The organism is Aeromonas intestinalis, from assembly GCF_054052485.1.
The window spans coordinates 238,763-256,101 of record NZ_JBSTYK010000002.1 but is presented as its reverse complement, the minus strand read 5'-3'; the positions used below and the strand labels follow the sequence as shown (position 1 = coordinate 256,101).

Below are 17,339 nucleotides of genomic sequence, written 5' to 3'. Positions count from 1 at the left end.
GGAAAAAGAAAAGACGCCGCAAGGGCGTCTTTTTTGCAGTTTTGCGTTATCGGCAGGAAGCGGGGTTAACCCTTATTCCCACTCGATGGTTGCAGGCGGCTTGCCGGAGACGTCGTACACCACGCGGGAGATGCCGTTGATCTCGTTGATGATGCGATTCGACACGTGACCGAGGAAGTCGTACGGCAGATGGGCCCAGTGGGCGGTCATGAAGTCGATGGTCTCGACGGCGCGCAGGGCAATGACCCAGTCGTACTTGCGACCATCGCCCATGACGCCGACGGAGCGCACCGGCAGGAAGACGGCGAACGCCTGGCTGACCTGGTTGTAGAGGTCGGCCTTGCGCAGCTCTTCGATAAAGATGGCATCGGCCTTGCGCAGCAGATCGCAGTACTCTTTCTTCACCTCGCCCAGCACGCGCACACCCAGACCCGGGCCCGGGAACGGGTGACGGTAGAGCATGTCGTAAGGCAGGCCGAGTTCGAGACCGACGCGGCGTACCTCGTCCTTGAACAGCTCGCGCAGGGGCTCGACCAGACCCATCTTCATCTCTTCCGGCAGGCCGCCGACGTTGTGGTGAGACTTGATGACGTGGGCCTTGCCGGTGGCGCTGGCAGCCGATTCGATGACATCCGGGTAGATGGTGCCCTGAGCCAGCCACTTGGCGTTCTTGAGCTTCTTGGACTCGTCGTCGAACACTTCCACGAAGACGCGACCGATGGTCTTGCGCTTGGCTTCCGGCTCGTCGATACCCGCCAGCGCAGACAGGAAGCGCTCCTCGGCATCGACTTTGACGATGTTCAGACCAAAGTGATCACCGAACATGTCCATCACCTGCTGGCCTTCGTTCAGGCGCAGCAGACCGTTGTCCACGAAGACGCAGGTCAGGCGATCACCGATGGCGCGGTGCACCAGCATGGCGACCACGGAGGAGTCCACCCCGCCGGAGAGGCCCAAGATCACCTCATCTTCACCCACCTGCTCGCGGATGCGGGCGACGGCGTCATCGATGATGGTGGCCGGAGTCCACAGGCACTCGCAACCGCAGATGTCTTTCACGAAGTGTTCCAGCAGACGGGCACCCTGACGGGTGTGGGTCACTTCCGGGTGGAACTGCACGCCGTAGAAACGCTTCTCTTCGCAAGCCATGGCCGCGTGGGGGCAGGTGGCGGTCTGGGCGATGGTGGTGAAACCGGCCGGGATGGTGGTGACCTTGTCGCCGTGGCTCATCCAGACGTCCAGCAGGGCGTGGCCGTTCGGGGCGATGGCGTCTTCGATGTTGCGCAGCAGGGTGCTCTGACCCAGCACTTCGACCTGGGCATAACCAAATTCGCGTTCGGTGGAGGATTGCACCTTGCCGCCGAGCTGCTCGGCCATGGTCTGCATGCCGTAGCAGATGCCGAACACCGGCACGCCGGCGTTGAAGACATATTCGGGGGCGCGGGGGCTACCTGCCTCGGTCACGGATTCCGGGCCACCGGAGAGGATGATGCCGCTCGGATTGAATTCACGGATCTGCGCTTCGGTCACATCCCAGGCCCAGAGCTCGCAGTAGACGCCGATCTCGCGCACGCGGCGGGCGATCAGCTGGGTGTACTGGGAACCGAAGTCGAGGATAAGGATACGGTGCTGGTGAATATCTTTAGTCATTTTATTCCTGCATCAGGCTGATGTTGTCACAAAAAGCACGGGATAAAAAAGGGGGTGGAGAAACGGGGCCGCAGCCCCGTTTTATCAGCCCATCCGGTAGTTGGGGGCTTCTTTGGTAATGGTCACGTCGTGAACGTGGGACTCTTTCATCCCGGCGCCGGAGATGCGCACGAACTCGGCCTTGGTGCGCATGTCGTCTATGGTGGCGCTGCCGGTCAGCCCCATGGAGGAGCGCAGGCCGCCCATCTGTTGGTGGATGATTTCTTTGAGGCGGCCCTTGTAGGGCACGCGCCCTTCGATCCCTTCCGGCACCAGCTTGTCGGCGGCGTTGTCGGTCTGGAAGTAGCGATCGCTGGAACCCTTGGACATGGCGCCGAGGGAGCCCATGCCACGGTAGGACTTGAAGGAGCGGCCCTGGTAGAGCTCGATTTCACCCGGCGCCTCTTCGGTACCGGCGAACATGGAGCCGACCATGACGCAGCTGGCGCCAGCGGCGATGGCCTTGGCCAAGTCGCCGGAGAAGCGGATGCCGCCATCGGCGATGACCGGGATGCCGGTGCCTTCCAGGGCATCGACCGCGTCAGAGATGGCGGTGATCTGAGGTACGCCGACACCGGTCACGATGCGGGTAGTACAGATGGAGCCCGGGCCGATACCGACCTTGACGGCGTTGACGCCCGCTTCCACCAGCGCCAGGGCGCCAGCACCGGTAGCCACGTTGCCACCGATGATCTGCAAGTCAGGATAGGCTTCGCGGGTCGCCTTGATGCGATCCAGCACGCCCTGGGAGTGACCATGGGAGGAGTCAATCAGCAGCACGTCCACACCGGCCTCGACCAGGGCGGCGACGCGCTCCTCGTTGCCAGCACCGGCACCGACTGCGGCACCGACCCGCAGGCGACCCTTGTCGTCCTTACAGGCGTTGGGCTTGCGCTCGGCTTTCTGGAAGTCCTTGACGGTGATCATGCCCTTCAATTTGAAGTCAGCGTTGACCACCAGCACCTTCTCGATACGGTGCTTCTGCATCAGGGCGACCACCTCTTCACGAGGCGCACCTTCACGCACGGTGACCAGACGATCCTTCTGGGTCATGATTTGTTCGACGGTCTGGGAGAGATCGATCACGAAGCGCACATCACGGCCGGTGATGATGCCGACCAGCTGGTTGCCGTCGGTGACGACGGGGTAGCCGGCGAAGCCATTCTTGAGGCTCAGCTCCTTGATCTGGGCGATGGTCATGTCGGGGCGCACGGTGACGGGGTCGGAGACGACGCCGCTCTCGTACTTCTTGACCTTGCGCACTTCGAAGGCCTGTTGCTCGATGGACATGTTCTTGTGAATGAAGCCGATACCACCTTCCTGGGCCAGTGCGATAGCCAGACGGGCTTCGGTCACTGTGTCCATGGCAGCGGAAATCATCGGGATATTCAGGGAGATACCAGACGTGAGCTTGGTGCGCAGGTCGGCGGTATTAGGAAGAACAGTGGAGTGGGCTGGTACCAACAATACATCGTCGAAGGTCAGCGCTTCTTTGGCAATCCTGAGCATGGCAATATCTCACCGTTGTGGAAGTGGGGGTGTAAAATATTGCCGACAAATTTTACTCATGCATTGGTCGATGGTAAAGAAGTTTTTTGAATTTTTTATGGCGTAGCCCGTTTTAACGCCATGAACTGGGCAAAAAACCAATAAATTCAGCCGTAACCATGTCGTTTTGTGGAACAAGATGATCTTTTTTGCCGTTGGGGCAATTTCTACCGCCAACCCCTCGCCTGCGTCTTTTTTAACAACTCCCCAGCCCTCTGAGAAGTCGAGGGCAGCCTCAGCTGCCCTGATAGCGACCGGGCTTGTGCCAGTTCATCAGCATGGCGTTCATGGCGAGCGCGCTCAGGGTGGACCAGAGCAACAGAGTCAGCGGCAGGGTGAGCAAGGAGAGGACGAACACCAGCACATCCAGCAGCATCTGGCTCTTGCCTGCATTGATGCCGGCGCGCCGCTGCAGCCAGAGCGTGACCACGCCGACTCCCCCGACCGAGGCGTTGTGGCGGGCGAGAGACAATACTCCCATGCCGAGGAAGGTGCCCCCTACCAGGGCGGAGAACAGGGGATGCACATAGCTCACCGTCAGCAGCAAGGGCACCCCTTGGGTCGCCGCCGAGAGTGCCACATTGACCACCAGGGTCTTGAGCATGAAAGCCCGGCCCATGGTGAAGTAGCTGAACACCAGAAACGGCAGGTTGGCCAGGAAGAACAGCACACCGATGGGCAACGTACTGACGTGGGAGAGCAGCAGCGCGATACCCGCGATGCCACCGGTGATCATGCCAGAGCACTTGAGCAGATTGAGCCCCACGGCGATGAACATGACGCCGAGCACCATGCCGTAGACATCGTCCTTGAGGCTGTGGGCCAGCCCCTGGGTTGCCGGGGATGAGATGGCCATTTCACCTTCCATATGACTCCTTTTCTTGATCCTGAAAACCCGGGTGGCTCGACCCGAGAGCGGCTTGCCGAGCCCCTGCCCCACCAGCACATCGCGGCGACAGGCGCCATGACCACCCGGCGAGAAGCGGCACCCGGATTACTCAGGGTGTGACACATCCATTAATCGCAGCAAAAACGACGCCAACCAACACAAGCAACCATTAAATATTGAATCTTTGAATTTAATGTCTGCTATTGATCTCAGAAATAGTCGGTAACACCTGCACGAAAACACCAGGCTTCACAGAGTCAGCATGTTTGCGCTGTCCTGGAATGGCAATGCGTGAAACGTCGCCACGACTCGGCGACGAAATGGGCAAGAGGCCGGTGGCAACAGGGCTGGGGATAGATCAGTGCCTCATCCCGGCTCCCGAGCTTGCACGAAAACGGCGGGATCAACATCGAACGCGGCGCACCACAATGATGCAATAGCACCAACTTGGTGCGAATGGTGAGTGCACAAAATCAAGATGGCTGGCGCACAGGTTGCGTATCCATCTCCCCCTTCCCTGCATGGATGGCCATATAGCTGGCCACCGGGATCAGGGCCAGGCAGTTGCGCGGAGGAAATCGGGAACTGGGCTTGGCAACGTACCGGGAGAGCTGACAGCCCAAACAACGGGCGTACCCACTACCAGCAGTCAGCAGTCAGCAGTCAGCAGTCAGCAGTCAGCAGTCAGCAGTGAACATTGCCGCGCATCATCGTTGGTGAGGATCATGGGGGGATAAAAAGTCGGCCCTCGGGCCGACTTGGGAATTGTCAGTCACGCTATGGCCCGGTGGCCGGGCCATCGCAGGCGATCATTTCAGATACTTGCCATCCCCCCCGACCTTGCCCGGGCCGTTCAGCACCCAGACGCGCGCCGAATAGGCGGGCACCGCAAAGCTCAGGCTGCCATTGCTGACGCTGACCGTGGTACCGGTCACGGCGTCCGTATAGCTGCCGATCTTGATGCCGCTCAGGCTTATCTGCTGGGCCGAGTTGGCGGCGAGGCCGACCGCCGCGTAGCTGCCCTCGGCGCTGAGATCGCGCACAAAGCTCATGCCGCTGCCCCATTCGTTTACCTGACTCATGGCCGCCTTTTGCAGGGCGGGCACCGCCTTGCGGATCTGGTTCAGGCGCTTGATGTGCTGGTAGAGCGGATGGGAGGCGGTCGCCGGGTTGTCCAGCACGTCGCCGTAATAGGCGCGACCGGTCTGATCCACCGTCATGGTGGCGCCGTCGATGTCTTGCGGCTTGCCGGCCTGGAACATCACCTCCTCCCCGTAGTAGAGGGTCGGGATGCCCCGCGCCGTCCACAGCAGGTTGTAGGTCATGGCCGCGTTCCCCTCCTCCCCGCCGTAGCGGTACTTGAAGTCGTTGTCCGGCCCCACGTCATGGTTCTGGAAGAAGGTGATGAGCTTGGTGGCATCCCCGTAGACCCAGTCCATGCCGAAGATGCCGCCGACCCCGCCAAAGCTCCCCTTGGTGACGTTGTCACGGAAAGTGGAGAAGAGGGAGAAGTCCAGCACCGACAGGCCCGAGTCCCCACCGGCGCGCGGATTGGCCGGATCGCTGGTGGTGCGAGTGTACCACCAGGGGCGGATCACCGCGGAGGCGTTGTCGTTGGCGATCTCAGATCCCCAGCCGGTGCCCTTCACCAGGTTCTCCCCGAACACGAAGAGCCCGGGCTTGTGGGCCTGCCAGTCGTGGACATAGGTCAGCAGCTCGTCCCGCTCGATGTGCTTGAGGGTATCGATACGGATGGCATCGACCCCCATGTCGAGGTACTGGTGGATGGCGCCGTTGATGTAATCCTTGACGTTCTGGTTGCCGGTGGCCAAGTCGATGCAATCCCCCGCCATGTGCTTGCGCTGCAGGGAGAGCGGATTCTCCCAGTCACCACCGGACATGAAGCCATCCAGGTGATACCAGGCGGGATCCAGCCCCTGGGCGTCGATGCCGAAGAAGCGGTTGGGATTGTAGCCGGCGCTCGGCACCGTGCTACCGGTCTTGGGATCCACCAGGGGGACCAGACCTTCCGGGTCAGACTGACAGCGGGCCTTGTACCAGTCCGGTGCCGCCGGGTTGTCATCGTCACAGCGGTTTGCGCTGGCGTAATCCCCGAGGTTGCCCTGATAGGGGCCGTTGTTGATGAGCCCCTGCTTGGAGCCAGTCGGCACATAGTATTTGATGGGCAAGTGATCTATCCAGGTCTTGCCCCGCAGGCCGTACTGGCTGGAGTGGTTGATCACCACGTCCTGTATCACCTTGATCCCCTTGGCGTGGGCCGCCTGGATAAACTCACGGTAGCCCGCCCCCGGCGACTCCAGCCGGGGGTCGACCCGATAGAAGTCGTAGGCATGGTAGCCGTGATAATCGAGGCCGGAGCGGTTCTCCACCGGCGGCGTCACCCAGATGGCGGTGAAGCCGAGATCCTTGATGTAGTCGAGCTTCTCGATGAGGCCCTTGAAGTCGCCACGCCAGTGAGGATCCCCCGCCTTGTAACGGTCCCGGTTGTAGTAGTTGTTGCCGGCATCCCCGTCATAGAAGCGGGCGGTCAGCAGGAAGTAGATGCTCTCCCCCCGAAAATCGCCGCTGGCCACTGCCTGATCGCCGATGTAGTAGCTGAAACTCTGCTCACGGCGATTGCCGGCAGCATCAACACTCAGGGTCTTGATCACCAGATCGGCGCCGCTGCCCTTGTCGCTGGCGCTGATCCCCTGACCGCTGTAGAGGGGGGAGCCGGTGCTCGGCGTGCTGCCATCCAGGGTGAAATAGAGCTTGGGGGCGGCATCCTGGTCATCGCTCACGGTGAGGGTGATGGACTGCGCCTGGGTGTAGTTGCCGGGGGCCGGGCTCGCGCTCACCGTCGGTGCCTGGGTGTCGGCACCCACCAGCGGCGCCACATTCAGCACCTTGCTCGTGGCATCGAAGCAGATGCGGTAGCTGGTGTTGGCGGTCACCTTGTAGTCCTGGGCCGGGTAGGCTTCCGTCCAGTCCCCCTTGTGATCCACCTTGAAGCGGGGATCGCTGTTGCCAAAGGCCTGCTCGGTACAGAAATTGACCCCATCCTGGCTGGTCATGGCGGTCAGGCCCCAGTTGTTGGGGGTACCGCGGAAGTACCATTTGTCACCGCTCTGGGGCGCCGCCACCACCACGCTGGCACTGCTGCTCCCGGTTGCCCCCTGATCGTCGGTCACCGTCAGGCCGTAGGTGAAGGTGCCCACCTGGCTGGTGTTGACGACGATGCTCTCCGTGGTCTCGCCGCTGCTCCAGAGGTAACCCGCTATCTGGCCGTCCGCGTCCGTGGAGTCGCTGCCGCTCAAGGTGAGCGCCGCTCCCTGCGCCACATTGACCGTGCCGCCCGGGGTGATCACCGCGAGCGGCGGCTGGTTGTCATCCCCAAGGGAAGTGATGCTGTAGGCCAGGGTCTGATCGTTGACCTGGAAGCGGACATTACCGGTGCCGCCCCAGAAGATGTCGCCACCGCCCGGCTCCAGTACTCCGTCGGCGTTGCTGTCCCCGTAGTTGCTCACCCAGTCGCCCGCCAGATCGAACTTGAGGCGTTGGCTCGCCTTACCATCCATATAGGCATCCACCTGCCACAGGTGATCCGCCACCAGGGTCAGGGGCTGGCTGGCCCAGCCGTTGAAGGTGCCGCGCACCTGCGACTGCGGCCAGATCTTGGCAAAGCCTCCCGGCTCACAGCTCTCCACCGCCGTGGCGGTGATGGCCTGGGTACCGGCGTTGATGCGAATTTGATAGTGGGTATTGGCATTGACCAGCTTGTCGGCCGCCGGGTAGCTCTGCTGCCAGTTGCCGTATCTGTCTATCTTGAAGCGCGGGCCGCCGCTGGCGTCTCCGCTCTGGAAGAATTGGCAGGTATCGAAGTTGACGCCGTCGGTGGAGACCATGGCGGTCGCCGCCCATCCATTCGCGGTACCACGGAAGAACCACTCCGCGGCCGCCGCTCCTGGCGGCACCATGAGGGTTCCCAACAATCCGGCCGCGATTATCCATCTAGCCATTGATAGTCCTTTATTTTCATTGTTTTGTGTGTGACGCCTGTGTGTCGGCGTTCCCCCATCCGCTACTGTCCCGCCTTCAGATGGGCCCAGCCAGTCTAGGGCTCAAACTGGCCGCCCAATGACCCGTCACGTGCAATTTGTGACCAACATCGCCCCCGATATCTGCTGTATGTGATTGATAGCGCTTTCATTTCTGGGCAGGTTGCAATGGGCTCCGCGCGCTATGGATGAGAGCTTGGCGGGAGGGATTGCTCCTCATCGAGAAGATGCACGGCAGGTCGGCACGATGGCACCCACATCGCCGTGGATCTGCCCGGATGATTAAAACGCGATTGATAATCTTTCTTGTTTGAGGGCTGTCGGCTGGCGCATGCTGGGCACCAAGGGCCGGTATTGACGGCCATTTCATAGACATTCGAGTACCAAGATGACATGCCGGAAGGACGCGGGTCGATGAGCACCTGCACGATGAGGCCTACCCTGGGCCGCGACAAGATGACCCTTGGCCCTGCCCAGCTCGCCTGCCTGACCCTGGCTCTGCTCCTGCACCTCGCCCTTTTCGCATTGATGCAGGGCAGTCACGCCGCCCCCATCCAGCCGCCCGAACCCCTCACCCTCTCTGCCCGCTGGGCGGGGGAGTCGAACAAAGATGATGCTCCGGCCAAGGCGGCCGCCGCCCCCGCACCGCCCCCGGTTGTCAAAAAATCGGCGCCGGTGCAGCAGAAGGTGGTCAAGCCGGTCGTCAAGCGGCCAGCGCCCAAACCCGTGCCCAAGGCGCCGCCCAAGCCCAGACCCGTTCCTGTGGTCAAACCTGTCACCCAGGCCCAGCCCGTGGTGGCCCCCGTTGCGCCTGCCACGCCGACCACGGCCGCATCCAATAACCAGAGTGCCAACAGCAGCAGTACACCGGCCAAGAGCCAACCGACGGGCACTGGCGGGGGCAGCAGCGCCCCCATCGCCCGGGATGCTAGGTTGAAAAACCCCGAGCCCCTCTACCCCCAGGAGTCCCGCAGGCGCGGGGAAGAGGGCCAGGTCGTGCTGAAGGTACGCGTCACCAGGGAGGGCACGGCGGAGTCGGTCGAGGTGGAGCGCAGCAGCGGTTATCGGCGCCTTGACATGATCGCCAGACGCACCGTCAACCGCTGGCGCTTCATTCCAGCCAGGCAGAACAATGTCGCCGTCGCGGACTGGGCCAGGGTCACCATCATTTTCAAGCTAGGAAGTTAACCATGAATCCGGGAGTCCAAACCAACACCATGGGCATCGCCCATCTGCTCAGCCAAAACACCGGGGTCGGCCTCATCCCCCTGATCCTGCTGGTGTTGATGTCGCTGGCCACCTGCTACTACGCCCTGCTCAAGCTCTGGCTCGGGGTGCGCGAACAGCGGCTGAACGCGCGTTTCATCACCCGGTTCTGGCAGCATGAGAGCGTGCAGGAGGTGGAACGCCAGCTCGCCCACACGCCCCCCGACGAGGCCTATGGCAGAATTACCCACGCGGCCCTCGCAGCCGTGGCCCAGATTGACCGGGCGCAGGAGCGAGCCGTCTCACTCAAACTGGGCGCCCCCGATGACTTCCTGCTGCGCGCCCTGCGCCAGGCCATCACCATGGAGCGCATCCGCCTCGAGCAGGGGCTGGCCTTCCTCGCGTCCGTCGGCTCGGCGGCCCCCTTCATCGGGCTGTTTGGCACCGTCTGGGGTATCTATCACGCCCTGCTGGCCATCGGTGCCGCCGGCCAGAGCAGCCTGGACAAGGTGGCAGGCCCCGTGGGTGAGGCCCTCATCATGACCGGCTTCGGCCTCGCCGTCGCCCTGCCCGCCGTGCTCATCTACAACGTCTTCGTGCGCCGCAATCGCCTCAAGCTCGCCGCCCTGGACGAGTTTGCCTACGACCTGTTCGCCCTGCTGGTGACCGGGTTTGAGAAGAGCGCCTCCAACGTGACCCAACTGCCTGGTATCGAGAATGCCAAGAGCGAGAACATCAAGAAGGGGCAGCTGTAATGGCCTTTGGCAAACTGCCCGGCGATCCGGATGAGCAGCCGCTCTCCGAGATCAACATGATCCCCATGATCGACGTCATGCTGGTGCTGCTGATCGTCTTCATGATCACGGCCCCCCTGCTCACCAATGCGGTCAAACTCGAGTTGCCCGAAGCCAGCAGTCAGGTCAACCAACCCAAACAGGAGGATGTGGTGCTCTCCATCGACGGGGCTGGCAAGCTGTACTGGAACGATCAGGAGGTCGATGAGGCGGCGCTGCTCGGCAAGATGGAACAGGCCAGCGCGGCCAAACCCGAGGCCCCCGAGATCCAGCTGCGCATCGACAAGGGGGTCGAGTACGGCATCATCGCCAAGGTGATGGCCCAGGCCTCCCAGCAGGGTCTGCACAAGATAGCCTTCGTGAGTCAGCCGCAAAGCGAGTGATAGACCCAGGCACGGATTGAGCTAAATCGACACACCCCATGCGACAAGGCATCACCCAGGTGGTGCCTTGCTTGTGTGCCTCCCCCTCAACCGGTTGTCAGCAGCCGGGCAAGGCTGCATGATGCGGAGTCTGCTGGCCCGTCAGTGGACGCAAGCCCGGCATTTCAAGGAAGAGAATATGAGAACATCGGATTATGGAAGACTGCTGGCCCTGGCCGCCATCTGGGGCGCCAGCTTCCTGTTCATGCGCATCGCGGCCCCCGCCTTTGGCTCGGTCAATACCACCTTTTTGCGGGTCTTCTTCGCCCTCATCGGCCTCGCCGCCATGTTGGCGCTGCTGCGAACCCCCATGCAGTTTCACGGCAAACTCAAGTCGTCCATGGTGCTTGGCATCATCAACTCCGGCATCCCCTTCCTGATGTACGCCATCGCGGCGCTCTGGCTGCCGGCGGGATATTCCGCGATCCTCAACGCCACCACACCGCTGATGGGGGCCCTCATCGGCTTCTCCTTCTTCAACGAGCAGCTGACCCTGCGCAAATGGGCCGGCGTGCTGCTCGGCCTCATCGGGATCACCCTCATCACCACCACCGGGGAGCTGAGCCTGACCGGCAACCTCGTCACCGGGGTGCTGGCCTGTCTCCTCGCCACCGCCTGTTACGGTTGCGCCGGCTTCCTGACCCGCCGCTGGATCAGCGAGCGCGGGGGGCTGGATGCCAAGCTGGTGGCCTTTGGCAGCCAGCTCGGGGCCTGCCTGTTCCTGCTGCCCTTCTTCGGCTATGTCCAGGCCACGGGGCCCGTGGTCAACTGGGCCCTGCCCGAGGTGTGGGCCAGCGTGCTGGCGGTCGGTTTCATCTGTACCGCCCTCGCCTACCTGCTCTATTTTCGCCTCATCGCCGACATCGGCCCCCTGCGCTCCCTCACCGTCACCTTCCTCATTCCCCCGTTTGGCATCCTGTGGGGCTATCTGGTGCTCGGTGAGACCCTGACCGGTGGCTTCGTCATCGGTGGCGTCGTTGTCTGTCTCGCGGTCTGGCTGGTGGTGAGCCCTGCCCGCGTCGTCAAACCCATCAGCCCACAGCCCGAGCGCTGATCCCGTAACTGAACCCTTGAAATACCGGGCCCTGGGGCCCGGTATCTGTTTCGGCCATCAGATTGCGCCGCCTCGCCTTCCCCGGACTCGGCTCACGTCGCGAACTGGGGTAAGATAGGCCCCATCGTCTTCTCCCCGCCCCGGCGGACCCAGCAGCAGGATCAGCCTTGAATCACCTCAACGACAACAGCCAGAACCGGGCACAGCAGATCTTCACCGTCACCCGCCTCAACAGCGCCGTGCGCATGATCCTGGAGCAGGATCTGGGGCTGGTGTGGCTGACGGGGGAACTCTCCAACCTGGCGATGCCCAGCTCCGGCCACTGGTATTTCTCCTTGAAGGACATGTCCGCCCAGGTGCGCTGCGCCATGTTCAAGGGCAACAACCGGCGGGTGCCGTTCCGCCCGCAGGATGGCATGCAGGTACTGGTGCAGGCGCGGGTCTCCCTCTACGAGCCCCGCGGCGACTACCAGCTCATCATCGAGTCCATGCAGCCCGCCGGGGATGGCATGCTGGCCCTGCGCTTCGAGGAGCTCAAGCGTCGGCTCGGCGCCGAGGGGCTGTTCGACGAGGGCCGAAAACGCCCCCTGCCCCGTGAACCCCGCGCCGTGGGCCTGGTCACCTCCGCCACCGGCGCCGCCCTGCACGACATGCTGACGGTGCTCAGGCGCCGGGCCCCGGATCTGCCGGTCTTCATCTACCCGACCCAGGTGCAGGGCAGCGCCGCCACCAGCCAGATAGTGGCGGCCATCATGCTGGCCAACCGCCGCGCCGAGGTGGACGTGCTGATCGTCGGTCGCGGCGGCGGGTCGCTGGAAGATCTCTGGTGCTTCAACGAGGAGGCGGTGGCCCGTGCCATCAGTCGTTCCGCCATCCCGGTGGTGAGCGCCGTGGGTCACGAGGTGGATGTGACCATCAGCGATTTTGCCGCCGACTTGCGCGCCCCAACCCCCTCCGCCGCCGCCGAACTGGTGGCACCGGACAGAAGCGCCCGTGCCCAGCGCCTCACCCACTTGCAGCAGCGCATCGCCCAGGCCATGGCGCGGCGCCAGACCGTCGCCAGCCACCAGTTTGCCCTGCTGCAAAAACGGCTGGATCACCAGGATCCCAAACGCCGGCTGGAACAGCAGTCCCAGCACCTGGACGAGCTTGCCAACCGCTTGCAACAGTTGCTGGGTCAACGCCTGCATCGAGGGGAGCGGCGCCTGGCAAACCTCGAGCTGCGCCTGCAGGCCAGCAGCCCCGAGAAACGGCTGGCCGCCGGCAAGCGCCGTCATCAGCTCGCCGAGGAGCGGCTCTTTGCGCTGATGGCCAAGCGTCAGAGCCAGGCCGAGCACCGCCTCGCCATGCTGAGCGCCCGCCTCGACGGAGTCAGCCCGCTGGCCACCCTGGGTCGCGGCTACTCCATCACCCGCACCCAGAGCGGCGAGGTGATCAGTTGCGCCAGTCAGGTGAGTCCGGGTCAGACACTCCTCACCACCCTGGCACAGGGGAGCCTCGAGGTGCGAGTGGACAGCATTAACGACCAGTAAATTGCGCTACGGAAAAATAAAAATGGCCCACCGTATGGTGGACCATTTTTTATGCTGTGAAACTCACACCAGGGAATGACGAACTGCGGCGCCCGGATGGCCAGATCTCGCCGCCAACACAGGCTCCCCGCCCAGGGGATTGAGCTGCAAAAACTCGAACAGCCCGGCCTGCAGATTGACGTTCCAGAAGCGCCCGGCCAGGGTCAGATCCAGGCGATCCCTCGACAGTGTCGCCAGTCCATGCTGCTGCCAGGCCTCGAACAAGGGGGCCAGATGGGCACGCAATGGCGCAGGGATCCGTTCCAGCGCCAGCCAGCCGGTGTCGAGCGCCCCGCGCAGCAGGCCGTCGATACGGGCATTGGGATTGACACTCATCACCATGCCGGGGGCACGCGCATTCGCACTCAGGGCCTCGTGCCAGAGGGACAGATCCCGGCCATACATCAAACCATGGCCGTGCACATTACCTCCGGCACCGGCGCCGAAGGGGAGGATCTCGGCCCCGCGCTTCGCCATCTGGTTGTAGCGGCTCTGCTCAGCATCGCCCCGGCGCCAATGGCTGCCGGAGAGCCGCTCCCACCCCCCCTGCTCCAGTGTGTGGGCACCATAGGCATACATGGCCGCACGCTGCTGGCCGTCTGCCGACCAGCCGAGCTTGCCCTTCTGCTCCGCCCGATCCAGATTGGTGCCCGCCATGGCGATGAGCTGATAGAGATCCACCCCGTGCACCCCGCTCGCCATCACGTCCGCGATGTCCTGACGCCAGATGGCATCGTCCTGTCCCGGCAGACCGAAGATGAGATCCGCGACGATGACGGCGGCATCGTCCCGGGTCAGCTCGGCCAGCCGGGTCAGTAGCGTCTCCCTGTCGTCGAAACGGGCCGCCTGCTGGCGTACTTCGGTATCGAAGCTCTGCACCCCGAACGAGAAGCGGTTGAAGCCCCCTTCGAGGGCCGTCTGCCACTTCTCGTCATCGAAGCCGTTGAGGCGCCCCTCCAGCGTCAGCTCCGCATCCGGCGTCAGGGGAAAACGGCGGATCACGGCGGCGAGGCGCGCCAAATCCACCGCCTCCATGTCGGTGGGGGTGCCGCCTCCCACATAGACGGCGGAAAATGGCAGACTCTGACCGAGGGGGGAATCGGCGGCCCACTGCAAGCTTTCACACAGGGCGTCCATATAGCGGCTCATGCGCGCCGGATTGGCGCCATTTTCGAAGAAGTTGCAGAAACTGCAGCGCTTGCGACAAAACGGAATATGGATGTAGAGCGCCCGCTCATCCGCCTGGCTCGGCTGCTGCCACCAGGCCTGCCAGCCCGCCTCATCCAGGGGCAAGGGACGCACGCCTCCCCGGCTGGCGTGGGCCGACGTCTTGGCGGTGAAGGCAAACTTGAGGGGATCCGGGCTGGAGACCCCGGTCATGGTGGGAGTGAGTTGTACTGTCATCAGGGACCGTTACCATCTGCAAATAATACAAATGATAACGACTATCACTCAATGGGTGCGTTGTGCTGGATCAAGTCAGGGGCAAAGTGTGGTCATGAATCCCCGTCTTGAGGCAGGACCGGGCTAGAAGGGGTTGAGTGAAGAGGGATCAGAGGAGATAGATAGCCACCCCCCGGGGAGAGTGGCGACACACACGGATTGGCTTTGCCTGCGCAACATGGCGACCTCGCGATGCGAGAAATCAGCCAGGCGCGGCTCGCGCGCTCAATCGTTGCCGATGATGATGGCCACCCGGCGATTCTCGGCGCGTCCGGCCATGTTGCTGTTGCTGGCGATGGGCGCCTCTTCACCGCGGCCGCGGATATCCAGGTTGGCGGGGGGCATGCCCACGGAGATCAGCACGTCCGCCACGGACTGGGCCCGTTTCAGGGAGAGCTGCTGATTGTAGGCCGCCTCACCATTGGAGTCGGTGTGGCCATCCACCCGCGCCTTGTCCAGCCCCACATCCATCAGTGCCTTGCCAAGCTGCGCCACCACCTGGCGCGTGTTGGGGTTGAGTGCCCCCACGTTGTTGGCAAATAGCACCTTGTTGGAAATATCCAGAGTCCAGCCTTCGTCGGTCAGGTGAAAGCCCTGCTCCTTGAGCACGGTCAGCTGTGCCGGGGTCAGGCCCTGGGGAGCGCTCTGGCATGCGCTCAGAAGGGTGAGCAACAAACCGGTCAGGCCCGCTCTTATCCAGTTGGAAGTGTTCATTCTTGTCCTCTTGTTATTGTACTTGCGTCACTCTGCGTCTCTTGTGCTCTCTTCAGCCTCCCGTCGTTGTCGTTTCGACTCATACATGGCGCCATCCGCGTGTTGCAGCAGCGCCTCCGCCGTGCCCCCCTGCTGGGGATACATGGCAAATCCGACACTGACGCCGGCCACCAGCTGCTGGCCGTCCCCCAGCACCACGGGGGCCGCCATGGCCCGCTGGATCCGGACCATCACCTCATCCACCTCGTGCTGGAAATGCAGGGGCAACAACAGGATGGCAAACTCGTCCCCCCCCAGCCGGCATACCAGATCCAGCGGCCGCAGCTGATGCTGGATCCGTCTGGCCAGGGTGATCAGCACATCGTCACCGGCGGCGTGGCCGAGGCTGTCATTGATCTGTTTGAAGCGATCGCAGTCGAGATAGAGCAAGGCAAAGTGCTCCCCCTTGGTCGCACCGGCCGTGATGGCCTGGGCCAGCCTCGCCTCGAACAGGGCCCGGTTGGGCAGCCCGGTCAGGGGATCATGGGTCGCCTGATGGAGCAGGCTGGCATTCTCCCGCTTCTGGTGTGCCTGCCAGGCTTCCAGCTCATCCAGCAGGGAGTTGAAATCCTCCCCCAGCTCGTGCAGCTCGGCGATATTGGTCGACGGTACCCGCAGGTTGGTGTCGCGGCGGCGGCGCACATTGAAGGCCACCAGCGCCAGGGACTTGAGCGGTTCGGTGATGGAGTGCTGCATCCGGCGCGCCACATAGAGGGCCCCCAGGATGCTGAGCAGCAGGCAGACCAGGGTCGCCAGCAGGGTTTGCAGCAAGAAGCTGAGCAGGTATTGCCCATGTCCCACCAGATGGATGCTGGCGATCTCCTGGCCATCCCGCAATATGGGCAAGTCCACCGGACCTGGCAGGATCAGGTGAGCCAGTTGCTGCTCCAGACTGGACCAGGGGGTGGAGATGGCCCGGGTCCAGCTTGCCAGCAGCTGACCATCGGCCAGATGAATGCTGGCGCTCGCCACATCCTCGTGGGAGGCAATGGCCTCAAGGGCATCTCTGGCCGCCTCCTCGTCGTGGAACACCACCGCCGCCTCAGTGGTATAGCTGATGGCCCGCGCCACCAGCTCCAGGTTGTGGTCCGCATAGAGGCGCAGGGCCAGCAGGGCGGTGATGGTCAGGAACAGGCCCGCCATGCAGACGGCGGTGAGCGACGTCATCATGTGGGTGCGCCCAAGGCTCTGACGCAGGGTGACCCGGGTTGAATCAAACGAGGCGTGATCTTTCATGGCGCCCCCTCCCCGGCACGGGCCAATTTGAGCACGGCCGGGTGCACCCTGACCCCACTGCGGGCAAGGGCATCCAGATTGACCTTGAAGCGCACCCTCTCCCCCGTCGCCTGCAAACAGAAGACGGCGTCGGCGATGCACTCGCTGCTCTGCTCGCTGATGCTGAGGATGGGGTGCCCCTCCAGCCGCTGGAACAGGGGCAGACGCAATGGGGGGGAGAGCACGCCGACGTAGATCACGTCACAACGCTGTCCCAGGCTCCCGTCATCGGTTTCGTAACGGTGTACCTCCACCGGACGGCCATTGGCCTGGTGCGCGATGCTGAGCAGGGCCTCCGCATATTCTGTCGGCGCCGTGATGCACAGACGCAGGGTCGTGGGTTCACTCGGCCAGCGGGTGTAGCTGAGGATATCGAGCACGGTCTGGCGAACCTGTTCGGCACGCAGTTCCGCACTGGTCAGGGGCTCACCGGCCTGTACCAGAGAGCCAGACAGCGTGATCAGCAGCAGCAAGGCCCGGATCAAGGAGTGTGATTGCATCATGACTGTCTGCGCTCGTCAGTACCCATGGCAAGGGGGAGGATATGTGATGCGAGCTTACCAGTCGTGCGAGCACCGCAGATCCGCAACCACCTCGGTTGTGTCAGCGGTTGTCGCAAGCACCACAGGGCCCCGTG

The 17,339-nt window shown here is 63.0% G+C and carries 13 protein-coding genes; 5 read left to right on the top strand and 8 right to left on the bottom strand.

Translation table 11 applies throughout. The features are described from left to right. Positions 1 to 72 precede the first annotated feature (72 nt). The 4 genes from guaA to ACW5W7_RS03430 all read right to left on the bottom strand — a co-directional run bounded on the left by guaA (position 73) and on the right by ACW5W7_RS03430 (position 8,145). Positions 73 to 1,650, bottom strand: coding sequence for a glutamine-hydrolyzing GMP synthase (gene guaA / locus ACW5W7_RS03445; protein ID WP_456500776.1), 1,578 nt, complete (start codon positions 1,648 to 1,650; stop codon positions 73 to 75). 84 nt (positions 1,651 to 1,734) lie between these two features. Further along, complete coding sequence (gene guaB, locus ACW5W7_RS03440; RefSeq protein WP_349922069.1) at positions 1,735 to 3,198, bottom strand: IMP dehydrogenase; 1,464 nt, start codon at positions 3,196 to 3,198, stop codon at positions 1,735 to 1,737. A 274-nt stretch (positions 3,199 to 3,472) separates the two neighbouring features. Continuing rightward, a complete protein-coding gene (locus ACW5W7_RS03435) occupies positions 3,473 to 4,105 on the bottom strand; it encodes a YitT family protein (RefSeq protein ID WP_349922068.1) in 633 nt (210 codons plus the stop codon). A gap of 830 nt (positions 4,106 to 4,935) precedes the next feature. Next, on the bottom strand, positions 4,936 to 8,145 hold the full coding sequence (locus ACW5W7_RS03430; protein ID WP_456500775.1) for an alpha-amylase family glycosyl hydrolase: 3,210 nt from the start codon (positions 8,143 to 8,145) through the stop codon (positions 4,936 to 4,938). Between the two features lie 453 nt (positions 8,146 to 8,598). Here ACW5W7_RS03430 and ACW5W7_RS03425 point away from each other — a divergent pair, with 453 nt between their 5' ends. The 5 genes from ACW5W7_RS03425 (at position 8,599) to xseA (ending at position 13,192) form a co-directional block, all read left to right on the top strand. Beyond that, entirely contained in the window at positions 8,599 to 9,372 is a 774-nt protein-coding gene (locus ACW5W7_RS03425) for an energy transducer TonB (RefSeq protein ID WP_456500774.1), read from the top strand. A gap of 2 nt (positions 9,373 to 9,374) precedes the next feature. Continuing rightward, positions 9,375 to 10,145 carry a MotA/TolQ/ExbB proton channel family protein gene (locus tag ACW5W7_RS03420; protein WP_456500773.1) on the top strand — a complete coding sequence of 257 codons (771 nt, stop codon included), beginning with the start codon at positions 9,375 to 9,377 and terminating at the stop codon, positions 10,143 to 10,145. Further along, positions 10,145 to 10,567, top strand: coding sequence for an ExbD/TolR family protein (locus ACW5W7_RS03415; protein WP_456500772.1), 423 nt, complete (start codon positions 10,145 to 10,147; stop codon positions 10,565 to 10,567). The genes ACW5W7_RS03420 and ACW5W7_RS03415 overlap by 1 nt, the downstream gene beginning before the upstream one ends. 178 nt (positions 10,568 to 10,745) lie before the next feature. Next, positions 10,746 to 11,660, top strand: a complete 915-nt coding sequence (locus ACW5W7_RS03410) for a DMT family transporter (RefSeq protein WP_456500771.1) — start codon at positions 10,746 to 10,748, stop codon at positions 11,658 to 11,660. Positions 11,661 to 11,827: 167 nt separating this feature from the next. After that, the gene (xseA, locus tag ACW5W7_RS03405; RefSeq protein WP_456500770.1) at positions 11,828 to 13,192 is read left to right on the top strand and encodes an exodeoxyribonuclease VII large subunit; all 1,365 of its coding nucleotides are present in this window, start codon (positions 11,828 to 11,830) and stop codon (positions 13,190 to 13,192) included. Positions 13,193 to 13,255: 63 nt separating this feature from the next. On the opposite strand, the gene hutW is transcribed toward xseA, so the two are convergent. The 4 genes from hutW to ACW5W7_RS03385 all read right to left on the bottom strand — a co-directional run bounded on the left by hutW (position 13,256) and on the right by ACW5W7_RS03385 (position 17,205). Then, positions 13,256 to 14,635, bottom strand: a complete 1,380-nt coding sequence (gene hutW, locus ACW5W7_RS03400; protein WP_456500769.1) for a heme anaerobic degradation radical SAM methyltransferase ChuW/HutW — start codon at positions 14,633 to 14,635, stop codon at positions 13,256 to 13,258. A gap of 264 nt (positions 14,636 to 14,899) precedes the next feature. Continuing rightward, entirely contained in the window at positions 14,900 to 15,388 is a 489-nt protein-coding gene (locus ACW5W7_RS03395) for an OmpA family protein (RefSeq protein WP_434667728.1), read from the bottom strand. Between the two features lie 27 nt (positions 15,389 to 15,415). Further along, positions 15,416 to 16,663, bottom strand: coding sequence for a diguanylate cyclase domain-containing protein (locus ACW5W7_RS03390; protein WP_349922058.1), 1,248 nt, complete (start codon positions 16,661 to 16,663; stop codon positions 15,416 to 15,418). Next, on the bottom strand, positions 16,660 to 17,205 hold the full coding sequence (locus tag ACW5W7_RS03385) for a YfiR family protein (RefSeq protein WP_456500768.1): 546 nt from the start codon (positions 17,203 to 17,205) through the stop codon (positions 16,660 to 16,662). The genes ACW5W7_RS03390 and ACW5W7_RS03385 overlap by 4 nt, the downstream gene beginning before the upstream one ends. Positions 17,206 to 17,339 lie beyond the last annotated feature (134 nt).

What these genes read in the sequence shown, in the direction of transcription:
- guaA (WP_456500776.1), bottom strand. Translation starts at nt 1,650, where the DNA reads ATGACTAAAGATATTCACCAGCACCGTATCCTTATCCTCGACTTCGGT.
- guaB (WP_349922069.1), bottom strand. Translation starts at nt 3,198, where the DNA reads ATGCTCAGGATTGCCAAAGAAGCGCTGACCTTCGACGATGTATTGTTG.
- ACW5W7_RS03435 (WP_349922068.1), bottom strand. Translation starts at nt 4,105, where the DNA reads ATGGAAGGTGAAATGGCCATCTCATCCCCGGCAACCCAGGGGCTGGCC.
- ACW5W7_RS03430 (WP_456500775.1), bottom strand. Translation starts at nt 8,145, where the DNA reads ATGGCTAGATGGATAATCGCGGCCGGATTGTTGGGAACCCTCATGGTG.
- ACW5W7_RS03425 (WP_456500774.1), top strand. Translation starts at nt 8,599, where the DNA reads ATGAGCACCTGCACGATGAGGCCTACCCTGGGCCGCGACAAGATGACC.
- ACW5W7_RS03420 (WP_456500773.1), top strand. Translation starts at nt 9,375, where the DNA reads ATGAATCCGGGAGTCCAAACCAACACCATGGGCATCGCCCATCTGCTC.
- ACW5W7_RS03415 (WP_456500772.1), top strand. Translation starts at nt 10,145, where the DNA reads ATGGCCTTTGGCAAACTGCCCGGCGATCCGGATGAGCAGCCGCTCTCC.
- ACW5W7_RS03410 (WP_456500771.1), top strand. Translation starts at nt 10,746, where the DNA reads ATGAGAACATCGGATTATGGAAGACTGCTGGCCCTGGCCGCCATCTGG.
- hutW (WP_456500769.1), bottom strand. Translation starts at nt 14,635, where the DNA reads ATGACAGTACAACTCACTCCCACCATGACCGGGGTCTCCAGCCCGGAT.
- ACW5W7_RS03395 (WP_434667728.1), bottom strand. Translation starts at nt 15,388, where the DNA reads ATGAACACTTCCAACTGGATAAGAGCGGGCCTGACCGGTTTGTTGCTC.
- ACW5W7_RS03390 (WP_349922058.1), bottom strand. Translation starts at nt 16,663, where the DNA reads ATGAAAGATCACGCCTCGTTTGATTCAACCCGGGTCACCCTGCGTCAG.
- ACW5W7_RS03385 (WP_456500768.1), bottom strand. Translation starts at nt 17,205, where the DNA reads ATGATGCAATCACACTCCTTGATCCGGGCCTTGCTGCTGCTGATCACG.